The sequence below is a fragment of the Rhodospirillales bacterium genome (assembly GCA_028824295.1).
GTDB lineage: Bacteria > Pseudomonadota > Alphaproteobacteria > TMED109 > TMED109 > VXPW01.
In genome coordinates, this window is the sequence record JAPPED010000007.1 from 63,889 (window position 1) to 80,280 (window position 16,392).

At 67.5% G+C, this 16,392-nt stretch carries 17 protein-coding genes and 1 tRNA gene; 16 read left to right on the forward strand and 2 right to left on the reverse strand.

Going from position 1 to position 16,392, the window contains the following annotated elements; all coding sequences use genetic code 11:
- Window positions 1-137: 137 nt before the first annotated feature.
- A tRNA-Glu gene (locus tag OXH60_04120) sits at window positions 138-213 on the reverse strand.
- Between the two features lie 302 nt (window positions 214-515).
- On the opposite strand from OXH60_04120, the gene pdxA reads away from it, so the two are divergent.
- Window positions 516-1,499 (forward strand): 4-hydroxythreonine-4-phosphate dehydrogenase PdxA, encoded by a 984-nt coding sequence (pdxA, locus tag OXH60_04125; GenBank protein MDE0711304.1) that lies wholly within the window; start codon window positions 516-518, stop codon window positions 1,497-1,499.
- Between the two features lie 90 nt (window positions 1,500-1,589).
- Here pdxA and OXH60_04130 read toward each other — a convergent pair whose 3' ends face one another.
- Window positions 1,590-2,360, reverse strand: a complete 771-nt coding sequence (locus tag OXH60_04130) for an SDR family oxidoreductase (protein MDE0711305.1) — start codon at window positions 2,358-2,360, stop codon at window positions 1,590-1,592.
- Window positions 2,361-2,431: 71 nt separating this feature from the next.
- Between OXH60_04130 and hisD the strand changes: the two genes are divergently transcribed.
- The 15 genes from hisD to OXH60_04205 all read left to right on the forward strand — a co-directional run bounded on the left by hisD (window position 2,432) and on the right by OXH60_04205 (window position 15,953).
- Window positions 2,432-3,745 (forward strand): histidinol dehydrogenase, encoded by a 1,314-nt coding sequence (gene hisD / locus OXH60_04135; GenBank protein MDE0711306.1) that lies wholly within the window; start codon window positions 2,432-2,434, stop codon window positions 3,743-3,745.
- Window positions 3,746-4,003: 258 nt separating this feature from the next.
- Window positions 4,004-4,744, forward strand: coding sequence for an SDR family NAD(P)-dependent oxidoreductase (locus OXH60_04140; GenBank protein ID MDE0711307.1), 741 nt, complete (start codon window positions 4,004-4,006; stop codon window positions 4,742-4,744).
- A 49-nt stretch (window positions 4,745-4,793) separates the two neighbouring features.
- The gene (locus tag OXH60_04145; GenBank protein ID MDE0711308.1) at window positions 4,794-5,879 is read left to right on the forward strand and encodes a hypothetical protein; all 1,086 of its coding nucleotides are present in this window, start codon (window positions 4,794-4,796) and stop codon (window positions 5,877-5,879) included.
- Between the two features lie 42 nt (window positions 5,880-5,921).
- Window positions 5,922-6,968: a tRNA (adenosine(37)-N6)-threonylcarbamoyltransferase complex transferase subunit TsaD gene (gene tsaD / locus OXH60_04150; protein MDE0711309.1), complete on the forward strand. Its 1,047-nt coding sequence runs from the start codon at window positions 5,922-5,924 to the stop codon at window positions 6,966-6,968.
- Entirely contained in the window at window positions 6,965-7,963 is a 999-nt protein-coding gene (locus OXH60_04155) for an NAD(P)-dependent glycerol-3-phosphate dehydrogenase (protein ID MDE0711310.1), read from the forward strand. The genes tsaD and OXH60_04155 overlap by 4 nt, the downstream gene beginning before the upstream one ends.
- Before the next feature lie 56 nt (window positions 7,964-8,019).
- Window positions 8,020-8,829: an undecaprenyl-diphosphate phosphatase gene (locus tag OXH60_04160; protein ID MDE0711311.1), complete on the forward strand. Its 810-nt coding sequence runs from the start codon at window positions 8,020-8,022 to the stop codon at window positions 8,827-8,829.
- 192 nt (window positions 8,830-9,021) lie between these two features.
- Window positions 9,022-9,348 (forward strand): 30S ribosomal protein S16, encoded by a 327-nt coding sequence (gene rpsP / locus OXH60_04165; protein MDE0711312.1) that lies wholly within the window; start codon window positions 9,022-9,024, stop codon window positions 9,346-9,348.
- A 3-nt stretch (window positions 9,349-9,351) separates the two neighbouring features.
- A complete protein-coding gene (locus OXH60_04170; protein ID MDE0711313.1) occupies window positions 9,352-9,903 on the forward strand; it encodes an NnrU family protein in 552 nt (183 codons plus the stop codon).
- A 22-nt stretch (window positions 9,904-9,925) separates the two neighbouring features.
- Window positions 9,926-10,522, forward strand: a complete 597-nt coding sequence (gene rimM, locus OXH60_04175; GenBank protein ID MDE0711314.1) for a ribosome maturation factor RimM — start codon at window positions 9,926-9,928, stop codon at window positions 10,520-10,522.
- Window positions 10,509-11,255: a tRNA (guanosine(37)-N1)-methyltransferase TrmD gene (gene trmD / locus OXH60_04180; GenBank protein ID MDE0711315.1), complete on the forward strand. Its 747-nt coding sequence runs from the start codon at window positions 10,509-10,511 to the stop codon at window positions 11,253-11,255. The genes rimM and trmD overlap by 14 nt, the downstream gene beginning before the upstream one ends.
- Entirely contained in the window at window positions 11,252-11,656 is a 405-nt protein-coding gene (rplS, locus tag OXH60_04185; protein ID MDE0711316.1) for a 50S ribosomal protein L19, read from the forward strand. Before trmD ends, rplS begins: the two co-directional genes overlap by 4 nt.
- Before the next feature lie 8 nt (window positions 11,657-11,664).
- The gene (leuC, locus tag OXH60_04190; GenBank protein MDE0711317.1) at window positions 11,665-13,089 is read left to right on the forward strand and encodes a 3-isopropylmalate dehydratase large subunit; all 1,425 of its coding nucleotides are present in this window, start codon (window positions 11,665-11,667) and stop codon (window positions 13,087-13,089) included.
- Window positions 13,089-13,706, forward strand: a complete 618-nt coding sequence (leuD, locus tag OXH60_04195) for a 3-isopropylmalate dehydratase small subunit (protein MDE0711318.1) — start codon at window positions 13,089-13,091, stop codon at window positions 13,704-13,706. The genes leuC and leuD overlap by 1 nt, the downstream gene beginning before the upstream one ends.
- Window positions 13,707-13,708: 2 nt before the next feature.
- Window positions 13,709-14,821, forward strand: a complete 1,113-nt coding sequence (gene leuB / locus OXH60_04200) for a 3-isopropylmalate dehydrogenase (protein ID MDE0711319.1) — start codon at window positions 13,709-13,711, stop codon at window positions 14,819-14,821.
- A gap of 112 nt (window positions 14,822-14,933) precedes the next feature.
- Window positions 14,934-15,953, forward strand: coding sequence for an aspartate-semialdehyde dehydrogenase (locus OXH60_04205; GenBank protein ID MDE0711320.1), 1,020 nt, complete (start codon window positions 14,934-14,936; stop codon window positions 15,951-15,953).
- Window positions 15,954-16,392 lie beyond the last annotated feature (439 nt).

The window sequence follows — 16,392 nt, forward strand, 5'->3', positions numbered from 1 at the left end:
TGTGGCCGGGCCATTCACTTACGGGTGTTCATGCCGCGGCCAACCCGACCCGCGAACGCCCGTAGCCACCATCCCTGCCCCACCGGCAGGCGATCGGCGCGAGGTCGGCTTGGCAATCGGGCAACGGCGGTAGCCTGTGGTGCCCCCTACGGGACTCGAACCCGTGTTTCCGCCGTGAAAGGGCGGCGTCCTGGACCACTAGACGAAGGGGACACGAAACCGGCGATCAAGCGCCGACCCCGGGCGGGTCGCCGCGCGCCAGCCTGATGCCGGCTCAACTCTGCCGGCAGCGACACGTGAGCAACCGGATCAAATCCTACTCCGGTCCGCGCTGCAAGTCATGGCACTCGGGCGAACCGACGAACGGAAGCCGCAGCGCCGGGGCTGAACCGCCCTGCCGACCATAACTCAAGCACATCCTGCACGATCATTCCGGAACCGGGTCGTGCCGCCGCGCTCCGCCGTATAGTCGATGCGCAGGGCCGATGCCCGCACGTACGATCTGGGCCTGCTTCATGCCTGACGCAACCCGACCTCCCCATTTGCCGCGGTTTGGCGTAACGCTGGGCGATCCCGGAGGAATCGGGCCCGAAATCGTCGTCAAGGCCCTGGCGGCTCTCCCGGCGGACATGCGGCGCCGGATCGTCATCATCGGCGACATCGCCGCCCTTCGGCGCGCGGAGCAGGCGTTTGGGCGCGGCTCGCATCCTGCCGCGACGTGCATTCTCGAGGACACCGGCGCCACCGACGGGCCCGCCCCGGTCGGCACAGCCTCGGCCGCCGGCGGAGCCGCGAGCCATGCCGCAGTGGTGCGGGCCGTCGAACTGGCCCGCGCCGGCTCGATCAATGTCATCGTGACCGCCCCCATTTCCAAGGAAGCGCTCCACCTCGCCGGCCATCCGTACGACGGGCACACCGGCCTGCTCGCCCATCTGTGCGGTGTCGATGATCCCTTCATGCTGCTGGCAGCGCCGGACTTTGCCGTGATCCACGTCTCGGCGCACGTGCCGCTCCAGGTGGCGATTGATCGGGTGCGCACAGCGCGAATCCTCGACGCGATCCAGACCGGTGCGCGTCACTTCCGGCGGATGGGTGTCCGTGCTCCGCGGATCCGGGTTGCCGGCCTCAACCCCCATGCCGGCGAGGGCGGCATCCTGGGATCGGAGGACGAAGCCGAAATCGCGCCCGCCGTGGCGCAGGCTCGGGCCACGGGCCTTGACGTCACCGGACCACACCCGCCGGACACGGTGTTCCGGTTGGCGGCAGCAGGCGAAGCCGATCTGGTGGTGGCCCAGTACCATGACCAGGGGCACATCCCGGTCAAGCTGAACGCGTTCGACGCGGCAGTGAATGTGACGCTGGGGCTTCCGATTCTCCGTGTCTCGGTCGACCACGGGACCGCCTTCGACATTGCCTGGCAGGGTGTCGCGCGACCCGACAATCTGCACGCGGCGCTTGCCTATGCCGACCGACTGGCCGGGACGCCGGGATCTGATTGAAGCCGCCGCAGGCAGGCCGCGGTCCGGACCTCCCGGTCGCGTTGATCGTGCCCCCGGGGGACGCCTGCAGCGAAGAGCGGGCGACAGCGATCAGTGCGCGGTCCAGCCGCCATCCACCCTTAGGCTTGTCCCGTTTACGATGCTCGATGCCGGAGAGGCCAGATAGAGGACGGCCGCCGCCACATCGTCGACGCTACCGTACCGGTTCATCTTGATCATGTTGCGGACGAACTCGGCGAAGGCGGGATCCTCCAAGTAGGGACGCGTCATTGGCGTCTCGATGAACGTCGGCGCCACCGCGTTGACCCGAATCCCCTGCGGTCCGAGCTCGACGCCCATGGCCTTGGTGAGGCCCTCGATTGCATGCTTCGTCATGCAGTACACGGACCGATCGGCGGCACCCACGTGACCCATCTGCGAACTCATGTGGATGATCGACCCGGATTTTCTGCGAAGCATCACGCGGGCGGCACTTCGGGCCACCCGGAAAGCAGAACGCACGTTGAGATCCAGCAAGCGGTCAAGGGCCGCGTCGGTGACCTCCGGAAACGGCTGCGGCTGATTCGTGCCGGCGTTATTCACCAGCACGTCGAGGCGGTCCATCCCTTCGATGCGGCCTAGTAGGCCTTCGTCGGTCACGTCCTCGACCCAGGTCTCGACCGGCGCCGTCGCCTCGCTGGCCAGACGTTGCAGATCCGCCTCGGTCCGGGCCACCGCGACGACCGCCGCGCCCGCCTCGGCCAATGCCAGCGCACACGCCCGGCCCAGGCCGCGCCCGGCGCCGGTCACCAGCGCAACCTGACCATCAAGTCCCTGCGCCCAGACCGGCAGTCCCTGCGGTTTTCCGTCAGTATCGATCATCCTTCTCTCCCGATTCCGGCGCACGATGGCGTGCTACGATCGCCGGCCGATTCAATCCCTGGACATGCATCATGGCCCGTCACCTCAAGACCGGGATCAGCGACGACGCCAAGGCGGATGCCGACGCCAAGGTACGGCAGACGGTCGAGGACATTCTGGCCCAGATCGAGACGCGCGGGGACGCCGCCGTCCGCGAATACTCGGAGCGTTTTGACCGGTGGTCACCGGAAACGTTCCGCCTCGATCGGGCGGCCATCGACGCCTGCTACGCCCGCGTGAGCGCCCGCGAGCGCGCCGACATCGAATTCGCACAGGCCCAGATCCGCAACTTTGCCTCGATCCAGCGGGATGCGCTGCAAGACGTGGAGCACGAGACCATGCCGGGCGTCGTACTCGGCCACAAGAACATCCCGGTCAACAGCGTGGGATCCTATGTTCCCGGTGGCAAGTATCCGATGGTCGCTTCGGCACACATGAGCGTGGTGACGGCCAAGGTCGCGGGCGTAAAGAGGATCGTCACGTGCGCGCCGCCCTACGAGGGCGAGCCAAATCCGGCGATCGTCGTTGCCCAAGACCTCGGCGGAGCCGACGAGATCTATTGCCTCGGCGGCGTGCAGGCGGTCGGCGCCATGGCGCTTGGTACCGAATCCATCGCGCCGGTCGACATGCTCGTCGGGCCGGGCAACATGTTCGTCGCCGAGGCCAAGCGGCAGCTGTTCGGGCGCGTCGGCATCGACCTCTTCGCCGGCCCCACCGAAACGCTGGTCATCGCCGACGACTCCGTCGACGGCGAACTGTGTGCGGCCGACCTGCTCGGGCAGGCCGAACACGGACCGACTTCCCCGGCCATCCTGCTGACGAATTCGGAGGCCCTGGCCCGCGACACGCTGACGGAGGTCGAACGGCAGCTCGAAACCCTGGCCACGGCTGAAACCGCCGGGCAGGCCTGGCGCGACTACGGCCAGGTGATCGTCTGCGACGGCTACGACGAGATGATCACGGTGGCCGACGCCATCGCGGCCGAGCATGTCCAGGTGATGACCCGGGACCCGCAGTACTTTCTCGACCGACTGACGAATTACGGGGCGCTGTTTCTCGGCCCCGAGACCAACGTGTCCTACGGAGACAAGGTGATCGGCACCAACCACACGCTCCCGACCCGGGGGGCGGCCAGGTACACCGGCGGTCTGTGGGTCGGCAAGTTCATCAAGACATGCACCTACCAACGGATTTCCGAGGAAGCCTCGGTTGCGGTCGGCCAATACTGCTCCCGGCTCTGCGCCCTCGAACACTTTGCCGGCCACAAGGAGCAGGCGGATATCCGCCTGCGTCGGTACGGAGGGATGAACGTCCGGGGGCTGGAGGCGCTGCCAGGCGCCGACTAACTCGCCGCAATTGCATCCGCACCGCTGCCGTGGAGCCCCCCGGTCGATCCGGGCAGCCGTGCGGCGTCACGGGCCGGCGGTTTCCGGGTGCGCGGCCCGCCCGGGCATGCGAAACTCCGCTAGGCCGTCGGCCCTGGCGCCGAACTGCGGTCGCTTGCGGGGACCGGACCCAGTACTCCACCGGACGAGGCCGCACCGCTGCCTTCCCAGCCGCTGACAGGGGGCTGCAGGCACCCTGATCAAGACAAGGAGTTGTCCATGAACCAGATTGATCTGAAGGGCCGCGTCGCCGTCGTGACAGGCGCCGCGAGTGGCATCGGCCGCGCGACGGCGAAGCGTCTCGGCGCCGACGGGGCCGCTCTCGAACTTTGGGACGCCGCCGCCGACGGCCTGGCGGAGACCGCCGACAGCACCGGGGGGACGGCAACGGTCCTCAGTGTCGCCGACGATGACGCCGTGGCCGCCGCCGCCGCAGCGGCGGCGGAACGGCACGGGCGCGTCGACATCCTCGTCAACTGCGCGGGTATCGCCGGCGACATCGCTCCGGTCGCGGAAGCGGACCCGGCCGAATGGCGACGCGTGATCGAAGTCAACCTGACCGGAACGTTCCTCTGCTGCCGAGCGGTCGTGCCGCACATGGTGCGCTCGGGCTACGGCCGGATCGTCAACATCGCGTCCGTCGCGGGCAAGGAAGGCAACCCGAATGCCGCCCACTACAGCGCTTCGAAGGCAGGCGTGATCACGTTTACGCGCGCGCTCGGCAAGGAAGTGGCAGGCAGCGGCGTACTCGTGAACTGCATCACGCCGGCGGTGATTGACACGGCCATACTGGGGCAGGTCACCGAAGCGCAGGTGAAGTACATGGTCGAGCGCATCCCGCTCGGTCGCATGGGACGCCCCGAAGAAGTCGCCGCCCTCATCGCGTGGCTGTCGTCGGAGGAGTGCTCGTTCTCGACCGCTGCGGCCTTCGATCTCTCGGGCGGTCGTACCACGTACTGAGCCAGACTGTCCACCAGCCCGGCACCCTCGCCCAGATCCAGGAGCAAGCATGCACCCGCTCACCATTCGTTCGGTCTCCACGCGCGCCGTTGAGGTCCCGTTCCGCCGTCCGCTGGCCACGCGCATCGGCACGTTCACGAAGGTTCCGTATCTGCTGATCGACATGCTGACCGAGGAAGGCGTCACCGGCCACAGCTACCTGTTCGGCTACCGGCCCAACGGAGCGCGTCTGCAGGCGACCGTGCTCGAAGAGATCGAGGCCATGGTCAAGGGACGGCCGTGCACGCCGGCGACGCTCTACGACGAGCTGACGGAGGGGCTCAACCTGTACGGGCCCCAGGGAATTGCGCTCCAGGCGATCTCGGGCTTCGACATGGCTGCCTGGGATGCCTGCGCCCGCGCCGCGAGCCTGCCGCTGGCTGCCCTCCTCGGAGGGACACCCGGCCCGGTGCGCGCCTACAACTCCAACGGCTTGGGCCTGATGGAACCCGACGCGGTGGCCGCCCAGGCCGTGGAACTGCTCGAAGGCGGCTTCCGGGCAATGAAGATCCGCTTCGGGCGCGATCACGTGGACGGTGATCTGGCGGCGTTCGACGCGGTGCGCGCGGCCGTTCCCGAAGACTGTCTGCTCATGTCCGACTTCAACCAGGGCCTGTCGCGGCGGGAGGCGCTGCGGCGGTTGCCGATGCTCGACGACCTCGGTCTGGTCTGGTTCGAGGAGCCGATCGCCTACGACGATTACGATGGCTGCCGGGAGCTCCGCGAGACCGTCGCCACGCCGATTCAGCTCGGCGAGAACTTCTACGGCCCGGCGGACCTTCAGGCAGCGGTTGCCGCCGACGCGGCGGACTTCGTGATGCCGGACGCCCAGCGCATCGGCGGCGTGACGGGATGGCTGCGCGCGGCCGCTATCGCCCACGGCGCACAGCTTCCCGTGTCGACCCACCTGTTCCCGGAGGTGTCATCCCACCTCATGCGCGTGACGCCGGGCGCCCACTGGCTCGAGTACGTCGATTGGGCGACGCCGTTTCTCGCGGAACCGCTGCAGGTGCAGGATGGCTACGCCCAGATGACGACCAGCCCAGGGACTGGCATCGAATGGGACGAGGACGCGGTCCGCAGGCTCGCCGCCTGACGCGGTGCCCGGGCAGCGCCGGGCGACCGGGCGGAGGCTGACATGTTGGCTCCCGACCGGACCGTGCTGGGGATCGAAAGCAGCTGCGACGAGACCGCCGCCGCCATCGTCGATTCCCGGCGCCGGATTCGCGCGAACGTCATCCTGTCGCAGCACGCCCAGCACTCCCCCTTCCGGGGGGTCGTGCCCGAACTCGCCGCGCGGAGCCACGCCGACCGCCTCGACCTGACGATCCAGGAGGCGCTCCGCGAGGCGGAATGCTCCTGGGAAGCCCTCGACGCTGTCGCCGCGACCGCGGGTCCCGGCCTCCTCGGCGGCGTGCTCGTGGGCACCGTAACCGCGAAATGCATCGCCCTCGTCCACGGCCTCCCGTACATCGCCGTGAACCATCTCGAGGCGCACGCTCTCACGCCGAGGCTCACCGACAGCGTGGAGTTTCCCTATCTGGCCCTGCTCGTGTCCGGGGGGCACAGCCAGTTCGTCGCCGTGGCCGGCGTCGGCCGTCACCGGCTGCTCGGCACAACCCTTGACGATGCTGCCGGAGAGGCATTCGACAAGGCGGCCCGGCTCCTGGGCCTCGGCTTCCCCGGCGGGCCGGCCATCGAACGCGCGGCCCGCGACGGAGACCCCGACCGGTTTCCCCTGCCCCGGCCCCTGGCCGGCCGGGCCAACGCGGACCTGTCCTTCAGCGGCCTGAAGACCGCATTGGTACACGTGATGGGACGGCAGGGTTCGGACCCCCTCGATACCCGGACCCGCGCCGATCTTGCCGCGTCCTTCCAGAAGGCGGTGGCGGAAACCCTGGCGGACCGACTGGAGCAGGCCGTCCGCGCCTTCCGGAGGCTGCATCCGACCGGAACCGTCGTCGTGCTGGCCGGCGGCGTGGCGGCAAACCAGTCGTTGCGCGCGCGGCTGGACGTGGTTGCCTCGAATCACGCGATGCGCCTCGTCGCGCCGCCGCCGCGGCTGTGCACGGACAATGCGGCGATGGTGGCCTGGGCCGGACTTGAACGGCTGGCGGAAGGCTCGGTGTCACCGCTGGAAGAACCGGCCCGAGCCCGCTGGCCGCTCGCCGGCGGCCATCCATGACCCGCATCTCGGTCATCGGCGCGGGGGCATGGGGGACCGCTCTTGGAGCGGTCCTTGCCCGCGCCACCGGCAGCGAGACCACCCTGTGGGCACGGCGACGGGAAGTGGCCGACGCCATCAATCGCACCCATGGCAATCCCGAGCTCCTGCCGGGTGTCGACTTGCCACCGACCCTCCGCGCCACTGCCACGCTGCGCGAAGCGACGGCTGACGTTATGGTGGTCGCCGTTCCCGCCCAACACGTCCGGACGGTCATTTCCCTGCTCGGCGGATCGGTTCCGCCGGACGCGGCACTGGTGCTCTGCGCCAAGGGCATCGAACGGACCAGCGGCTACCTGATGAGCGAGGTGATTGCCGACATCCTCCCGACGGCCCGGGTCGCCATCCTCTCGGGGCCATCCTTCGCGAGCGAAGTGGCGCAGGGCCTGCCGACCGCGCTTGCCCTTGCCACCGATGATGCCGGCCTCGCGGACCGGGTTCAGGGCCTGTTCGCCGGGTCTGCCCTGCGGATCTACGCGAATGACGACCCCATCGGGACGCAGGTCGGGGGCGCCGCCAAGAATGTATTGGCAATCGCCTGTGGCATCGCCATTGGGGCCGGCTACGGCGAGAACGCCCGCGCCGCATTGATCGCGCGTGGGATCGCGGAGATTCGCCGACTGGGGATTGCGTGCGGCGGGCGCGCGGAAACCCTTGCCGGTCTCGCGGGGATCGGCGACATCGTGCTGACCTGCACCAGCGCCGCGTCCCGGAACTATGCGTTCGGCCTTCGCCTGGGTTCCGGCGCCAGTGCCGACAACCCGCGGACCCAGGGCCGGGCCGTTGTGGAGGGCGCAGCCAGCGCCGGCGCCATCTGGCAGCTCGCGCGACGCCTTGATGTGGACATGCCGATCGCCGAAAGCGTCGTGCAAATCCTCGATGAAGGCGGCGACCTCCGAACGGTCGCGGCGGAGTTGCTCGCGCGACCGCCCCGCGTGGACGGCGAGGCCGCCTGAGTGGCCCTGATTGAGGCGGCGGCACGTGCCTGGGAGCGGTGCGACGGAGGGGCGCCGTGACCACGCTCGAACTCTGGATCTACGGTTTCGTACAGGGCGCCACGGAGTTTCTTCCCGTCAGTTCCTCGGCGCATCTGTACGCGCTAGAGGAGTTCTTCGGCTGGCCTGACGCAGGACGCGCGCTCGCCGTGGCGAGCCACACCGGCACCCTGGTCGCCGTCATCATGGCCTGTCGCAGCCAGGTGGTCAGGTTAGCGAGCGGAATCCTGATGCTCGCCCTTGGACGCTCCGACCAGACAGAAGCCCGGGAGGCGCTTCGAATCCTGGCGGCAAGCGTACCCTTGTTCATTGCCGGTGTGGTTGTCGCCCTCCAGGTGCCCACGGCGACACTCGCGCAGCTTCCCGTCATGGCGGCCGCCACCGCGGGCGGCGGGCTCCTGCTGCTGGCGGCAGACCGTGGATGGCTGCGGTTCCGGTCAGCTCGGATGGATGGGTTCGCCACCTACTGGTTCATCGGGCTCATGCAGGCTCTGGCACTCGTCCCCGGCGCCAGCCGAGCTGGTTGCGTGATGACCGCCGCCCGAATCGCCGGCTGGGACCGAACTGCCTCGGCCAACGTGGCTTTCGTGCTCGGCCTGCCGGCAATCGCAGGCGCCACGGCCGTGGAAGCGTGGAGACTCGCCCAGACCGGCGATGTCGGGCTGGTCACCGCGGCGGCAACGGTGCTGGTGGTGGCGTTCGTTTCGGCGCTCGCAGCGATCTGGCTGCTGATGCGCTGGCTGCGGCAACGGAGCTTCCTTCCGTTCGTGATCTACCGGTTCGTGCTGGCCGGTCTCCTCGCGTGGATGGCGCTCCACGCCCCGTAGAAGAGCTTGGTCCGCGCGCACGGAGGCGCAACGCGACCAGCTGACGTCGGTCGCGCAATTGACTTCGCGCGGGTGCTGGCATAAACAGGCCTGCACGAACGCCCGCCGCCACCCGCACACCCTGCCAAGCGGCAACGTGGTGCCGCTCCGCAGTCTCTGGGCGCTCGTTCCCGTTCTTCCTGAGTGCACAGCATGTCGCTGAAGATTCGTTTGAGCCGTGGCGGGGCCAAGAAAAACCCGCACTACCGGATCGTCGTGGCCGACTCCCGGAGTCCGCGCGATGGCCGCTTCATCGAACGGGTGGGCACGTACCACCCGTTGCGGCCCAAGGACGCCGACGACCGGGTCAACCTAGATCTTGACCGCATTCGACACTGGATGGAGCGCGGGGCGAATCCAACGGACCGGATCAAACGGTTTCTTGTCGACGCCGGCGTGCTGCCACGGCCTGCCAAGTTTGGCGCCGTGCCGGCCTCACCGGCCGAGCCCGAGGACACGGCGGCCGAACCTACCGCCTGAACCATGGTTGCGCTGGCGGCCGGCGTCGTCCTGTTCGTAGCCCTGCACCTGCTGCCGATGCTGCGTGGGTCGGCCCGCGCCTACCTCACCCGAGTCCTGGGCGAAATCCCCTACCGGGCGCTCTTCGCGGTGGGCGCCCTGATCGCCGTGGGCCTCATGGTCTGGGGCTGGCGAGTCGCCCCCGTCATTCCGGTGTATGCAGTGCCGCCATCGATCGCGTGGCTGGGTACCGGGCTGGCCTTCGCCTCGGTCGTGCTGTTCCTGTCGAGCGTCTACCCGTCGCGTCTGCGTCAATGGGCCCGGCATCCGCAGCTTGCCGGGGTCGCCCTATGGAGCGCCGGGCATTTGCTGCACGGTGCTGCCGTGCACGGCCTCGTGCTCTTCGGGGGGCTCGGAGCATGGGCGCTCGCATGGGCATTCGTGGAGGGTTGGGGGCCGTCGAAGTCGAAGCGGGTCGTGGCGCTCCACTTCGACCTGCTGGGGCTTTCCGCTTCCGTCTTGGCGGCCGTCATCATCGGCTGGGTCCACGGGCTGGTGTACGGCAACCTCGTGTAGCCCGCAGTGGACCTGTCCCAGCATGAGCCGTCCCACGCCCAGCGACGACCCGACGCGGGGTGCTTGCGCGGCCCACCGGATCGTGCTCGCGCGCATCGTTCGGGCACATGGCGTCCGCGGCGCCGTTCGATGTCGCCTGTACGTGGAAGAGGCCGACGCCCTGTCCCGCGCTGGCCCGGTGCGCCTGTCGGACGGAAGAGTCACCCGGGTGCGGGTGCTCGCAGCCGACGGCGAGCACGCCCTTTGCGAACTCGACGGGGTCGATGACCGTACCGCTGCAGCGGCCCTCGCCGGGAGCGAGCTGACGGTTCCCCGCAGCAGGCTCCCCGATCCCGAATCCGGCAGTTACTACCACGCTGATCTGACGGGCCTGAGGGTCCGCGACACCGCTGACCAACCGCAGGGCACGGTGGTCGCGGTGCACAATTTCGGTGCCGGCGACCTCCTGGAAGTCAAACCGGCGAACCGACCCACGGTATTCGTCCCGTTCACCAGCGAAGCCGTGCCGGCCGTGGACCTCGCCGGAGGTTTCCTCCGGGCGGACGCCCGATGGTTCGCCACCGAGACGGTGAATGATCCCACTCCGGCGACCGCAGGCATGCAGCATGACGACCCGTGATGCGCCCTGGCGGGCCACCGTCTTTACGATCTTTCCCGAGATGTTTCCGGGGCCCCTCGGACATTCGCTGGCCGGCCGCGCGCTGGAGACCGGAGTCTGGTCCGTTGAGACAGTGGACATTCGTCGCTTCGCAAGCGATAAACACGCCTCAGTAGACGGACCGGCCTTCGGGGACGGCGGGGGCATGGTCATGCGCCCCGACGTTCTTGCCGCCGCCTTCGACGCGCATGCCACCGCACCCGGGCCTGCGCTGGCGCTGTCGGCGCGAGGGCAACCCCTCACGCAGACGCGGGTTCGGGCTCTCGTGGCCGGGCCAGGGGTGCGCCTGGTGTGCGGACGCTACGAGGGAATCGACGAGCGCTTCCTCGAGGCGCGCGACGTGGAGGAGATTTCGGTCGGTGATTACGTGTTGTCCGGCGGTGAGCCGGCGGCGCTTGCGGTCATCGATGCTGTAGTGCGGTTGCTGCCCGGGGTTACTGGGACAGTGGAGCGCCTTGCAAACGAATCGTTCGAGGACGGTTTGCTCGAGCATCCCCAGTACACGCGGCCGCGCACGTTCGAGGGCCGCGTGCCTCCGGCGGTGCTGGTGTCGGGCGACCACGCCGCGATCGCACGCTGGCGGCGTGCCGCGTCGGAACAGAGTACCCGGGCACGGCGTCCGGACCTTTGGCGGGAGCACCTCCGGACCCGCCACCCAGACGGCCCCGCAAGCGGCCAGGAGAACGACCGATGAACGTCATCGACGCGATCGAGCGAGAGCAGATTGCCGAGGCCAAGGCGCGGCACTCGGTACCGGATTTCAGGCCCGGGGACACCGTGCGCGTGAGCGTCCGCGTGACCGAAGGTTCGCGCCAGCGCGTACAGGCGTTCGAAGGGGTCTGCATCGGCCGCACCAGCCGCGGCATGGGCTCGACGTTCACCGTCCGAAAGGTGAGCTACGGCGAGGGGGTGGAGCGCGTCTTCCCGCTATACGCGCCGATCATCGAAAGCATCGAGGTCGTGCGTCAGGGCCGCGTGCGGCGCGCCAAACTGTACTACCTGCGCGAACGTTCCGGGAAGTCGGCGCGGATTCGCGAGCGCCGCCGAACCGCTTCCGGCCGCGCGGCGAAGACAGCGCCGGCCGACGAGGACTGACGCCCGTCATGCCCGCGACCGGTCCGCAGACCCTATTTGCGAAAATCTGGGATCGCCACGTCGTCGAGACCCGCGACGACGGGGTCACACTCCTGTACATCGACCGTCACCTCGTTCACGAAGTCACCAGTCCGCAGGCTTTCGAGGGCCTCCGCGCGGCCGGGCGACCGGTACGGCGCCCCGAACTGGCGCTGGCAGTCGCCGATCACAACGTTCCGACTGAAGGCCGGGTTCACGGAATTGCGGACGAAACCGCTCGCCTGCAGGTCGTCACGCTCGAGGACAACGTCCGGGAGTTCGCGATCCCCTATCTGCCATTGCTCGATGCCCGGCAGGGAATCGTGCACGTCATCGGTCCTGAACAGGGGTTCACGCTGCCCGGGACGACGGTCGTCTGTGGCGACAGCCACACCGCGACCCACGGCGCATTCGGCGCCCTCGCCTTCGGGATTGGCACCAGTGAAGTCGAGCACGTGCTCGCCACGCAGACGCTGCTCCAGCGCCGACCGAAGACCATGCGGATCACCATCACCGGTCAGCCGCCGGTCAGCGTGGATGCCAAGGACCTGATCCTCAGCGTGATCGGCCGCATTGGCGCGGCCGGCGGAACCGGGCACGTGATCGAGTACGCCGGTGCTGCGGTCCGCGCCTTGTCGATGGAAGGCCGCATGACGGTCTGCAACATGTCGATCGAGGCCGGGGCGCGGGCGGGGCTGATCGCTCCCGACGCGACGACGTTCGACTACCTCCAGGGACGGCCGATGGCACCCGCCGGAGATGCCTGGGAAGCGGCCTGCGCCGACTGGCGCACGTTGCCGACCGACCCCGGCGCGACGTTCGACCGGGAAGTAGAACTGGATGTCGCGGAGCTCAAGCCGCACGTGACGTGGGGAACGAGTCCGCAGGACGCTGTTGCGATCGACGCGGCCGTGCCGGACCCGGCCGCCGAAGCGAACCCGGACCGTCGCGAAATCATGGAGCGCGGGCTTGCCTATATGGACCTGGCGCCGGGAACGCTGCTGGCAGAGGTTCCTATTGACCGGGTGTTCATCGGATCGTGCACGAACGCCCGAATCGAGGATATCCGGGCCGCCGCAGCCGTTGCCCGCGGCCAGACCGTGGCCGAGCGTGTGCAGGCCATGGTCGTGCCGGGATCAGGCTTGGTGAAGGAGCAGGCTGAAGCCGAGGGGCTGGACCGGATCCTGGTCGATGCCGGGTTCGACTGGCGCGAGCCCGGCTGCTCGATGTGCCTCGGAATGAACCCCGACCAGCTTGCGCCGGGCGAGCGTTGTGTATCGACTTCCAATCGAAATTTCGAGGGCCGTCAGGGACGCGGTGGACGCACCCATCTGGCAAGTCCGGCGACGGCTGCAGCGAGTGCCATTCGCGGCATGATTGCGGACCACCGGGCCCTGGCCGGAGGGGCTGCCTGATGGATGCATTTGTCCGCCTGGAGGGGGTCGCTGCCGCGCTCCCGATGGCGAATGTCGACACCGACATGATTATCCCGAAGCAGTTCCTGAAGACCATTCAGCGAACCGGCCTCGGCAAGTTTCTCTTCCACGACCGCCGGCAAACGCAGGACGGCCGCGAGATCGACACGTTCGTGCTCAACCGCTCCCCGTGGCGGGACGCGGAGATCCTGATTGCCGGCACCAATTTCGGGTGCGGTTCGTCGCGCGAGCACGCGCCCTGGGCGCTTGCCGACTTTGGCATCCGGTGTGTCGTGGCGCCGTCGTTCGCCGATATCTTCTTCAACAACAGTTCGAAGAACGGAATCCTGCTGGTCGCATTGCCGGAATCGGACATCGAGACACTGATGAAGGATGCAAGCGAGCCCGAAACCGCCCGCATGATCGTCGACCTCGAACAGTGCACCATCACGCGAGCTGACGGCACGGTCCTCGCGTTCGAGGTGGATGCGCACCGCAGGCACTGCCTGCTCAACGGCCTCGATGACATTGGGCTCACGCTCGAGCGCACACGCGAAATCGTGTCCTACGAAGCACAGGCGGCAGACTCCCGGCCCTGGCTCACTCCGGGTCCGTGACGATGGCAAGCAACCGACGCGTCGTACTCCTCGCGGGAGACGGGATCGGGCCCGAAGTGGCAAACGAAGCGCGGCGCGTGGTGGAGTGGCTTGACCACCGCCGGTCCGTCGGTTTCGACCTGTCCGAGGCACTGATCGGGGGCGCAGCCTACGAGGCCACCGGCCACCCGCTGCCCGATGCGACGATGGAGGCCGCCCAGGGGTCGGATGCCGTGCTCCTCGGGGCGGTCGGTGGTCCGCAGTGGGAGGCTCTCGACTTTTCCCTCCGACCCGAGCGCGCGATCCTGGGCCTTCGAAAGCAGCTTGACCTGTTTGCGAACCTGCGCCCGGCCAAGGTCTTCGACGCTCTGAGCGATGCCTCCAGCTTGAAGCCCGAAGTCCTGCGCGGCCTCGATCTCATGATCATCCGTGAACTCACTGGCGGCATCTATTTCGGAGAGCCCAGAGGCGTCGAGACGCTCCCTGACGGCACCCGCCGGGGGGTCAATACGGAGGTCTACACCACGCCCGAGATTCGGCGCGTGGGAGCGGTGGCATTCGAACTTGCGCGTGGGCGTGGAGGAAAGGTCCATTCGGTCGAAAAGGCCAACGTGATGGAATCGGGCGGCCTGTGGCGCGAGGAGATTCAGGAGCTTCGTGACGCCGACTTTGCCGATGTCGAACTCCACCACATGTACGCCGACAACTGCGCCATGCAGCTGGTCCGTGATCCGCACCAGTTTGATGTCGTGGTGACCAGCAACCTGTTCGGCGATCTGCTCTCCGACATCTCGGCGCAGCTGACGGGATCACTCGGCATGCTGCCGTCCGCTTCGCTCGGCGCGTTGGGACCGGGCGGGTCCCGGGCCGCCCTTTACGAACCCGTCCACGGAAGCGCGCCTGACATCGCCGGCGAAGGAAAGGCAAACCCCATCGCCATGGTGCTGTCCCTCGCAATGCTGCTTCGGCATTCGCTGGATCAGGATGCGGACGCCGAATTGATTGAGCGGGCTGTCGGCAATGTCTTGGACAGCGGCCTTCGGACTGCCGACATTCTCCAACCCGGTCTGACCGCCGTCTCCACCGAGGACATGGGCCGGGCAATCTGCACCGAACTCGACCGGCTCGCTGCCTGATCCGGGCCAGAATCAATCTCGTGAAGACGGACAACTTCTGCTCGAGGGATCCGATCGGACACTGCCGACACAGGGCCTCACAGCCACGGAGCCGGATCCGGAGTCTGTACCGATGAGTGTGCGAGTTGCCGTGGTCGGGGCTACCGGTGCCGTCGGGCGGCGGATGTTGCACACGCTGGATGCGCGGAACTTTCCAGCTTCTTCCGTGGTGGCGCTGGCTTCATCGCGATCCCGTGGCCGCAAGGTGTCCTTCGGTGAGGGCCGAACCCTTACGGTGCAGTCTCTCGAGGACTTTGACTTCACCGAAACTGATCTTGCCCTGTTCTCTGCAGGTGGCAGTGTCTCCGCAGAACACGCACCGCGGGCGGCGGCAACCGGTACGATCGTCGTGGACAACTCCTCCTATTTCCGGATGGAGGAAGACGTTCCGCTCGTGGTCCCGGAAGTCAATGCCGACGCGCTGCGACGGGTCGGGCAACGCAACATCGTTGCAAATCCCAATTGTTCAACCATTCAGCTGGTCGTCGCGCTGAAGCCCCTGCATGACATTGTTCCCATCCGGCGCGTGGTGGTCTCGACGTATCAGTCCGTGTCCGGGGCCGGCATGGGTGCCATGGAAGAGCTGGAGGCCCAGGTCCGCGGAGAACTCTTCAACGAACAGGCTGCAATCGAACGGCTTCCCCGGCGGATTGCCTTCAACGTGGTCCCGCACATCGACGTATTCGAAGACGATGGGTCCACGCGCGAAGAATGGAAAATGGTGCACGAGACCCGCAAGATCCTCGATCCGGAGATCGCGCTCGCCGCGACTTGCGTGCGGGTACCGGTGTTCATCGGACATGCGGAAGCGGTGAACGTGGAGTTTGCGGGCCCGGTTTCGCCCTCCGACGCGACCGACGCGCTCATGGTGGCCCCCGGTGTGGAGGTCGTCGATGCCGACGATGTTCAGATGTATGCGACACCGATTGACTGCGTACATGAGGATCCGGTGTTCGTGTCGCGAATCCGGACCGACCCCACGGTGGATCACGGGCTGCAATTCTGGACCGTTGCGGACAATGTGGGCAAAGGGGCGGCGCTGAACGCGGTGCAGATCGCTGAGCAGCTGCTGCGCGGCAACTTCCTGCACTGACGAAGCCTCACGGGCGATCGGGCGCCGCAGACACCGCTCTTGATGCTGGGCGCTTACCCAGTGCTGCTGCCGCCATCGAGCACTGGCCGGACGGTGGTCCAGCCAACTGTCGAGGAAGCCCCCTGCCAAATGGATTCCGGCACAGGGCGACAAGCACTACCGTACCTCAAGGGCTACTTTCACTCGCGTCAACAAGAACAGTCTCACCTGACTATCGAATTTGTCTTGGCTCGCATTGGACAGCATCGTCACGTCATGGAAAGGCTATCCATCCGTATACTTTCTGACTATTAATCGCTCGGCATAGCAACTATGCTACCCGCCCGAGTCTGTCGAAATGCAGCGAGATGCCGCGCTTTCAGTTGAACCGGCACTCTAGTCCATGAATTTGCAGCCCTATTTTGCCTGTCACATCTTCTCTCCTATCGCCTGACTTGCG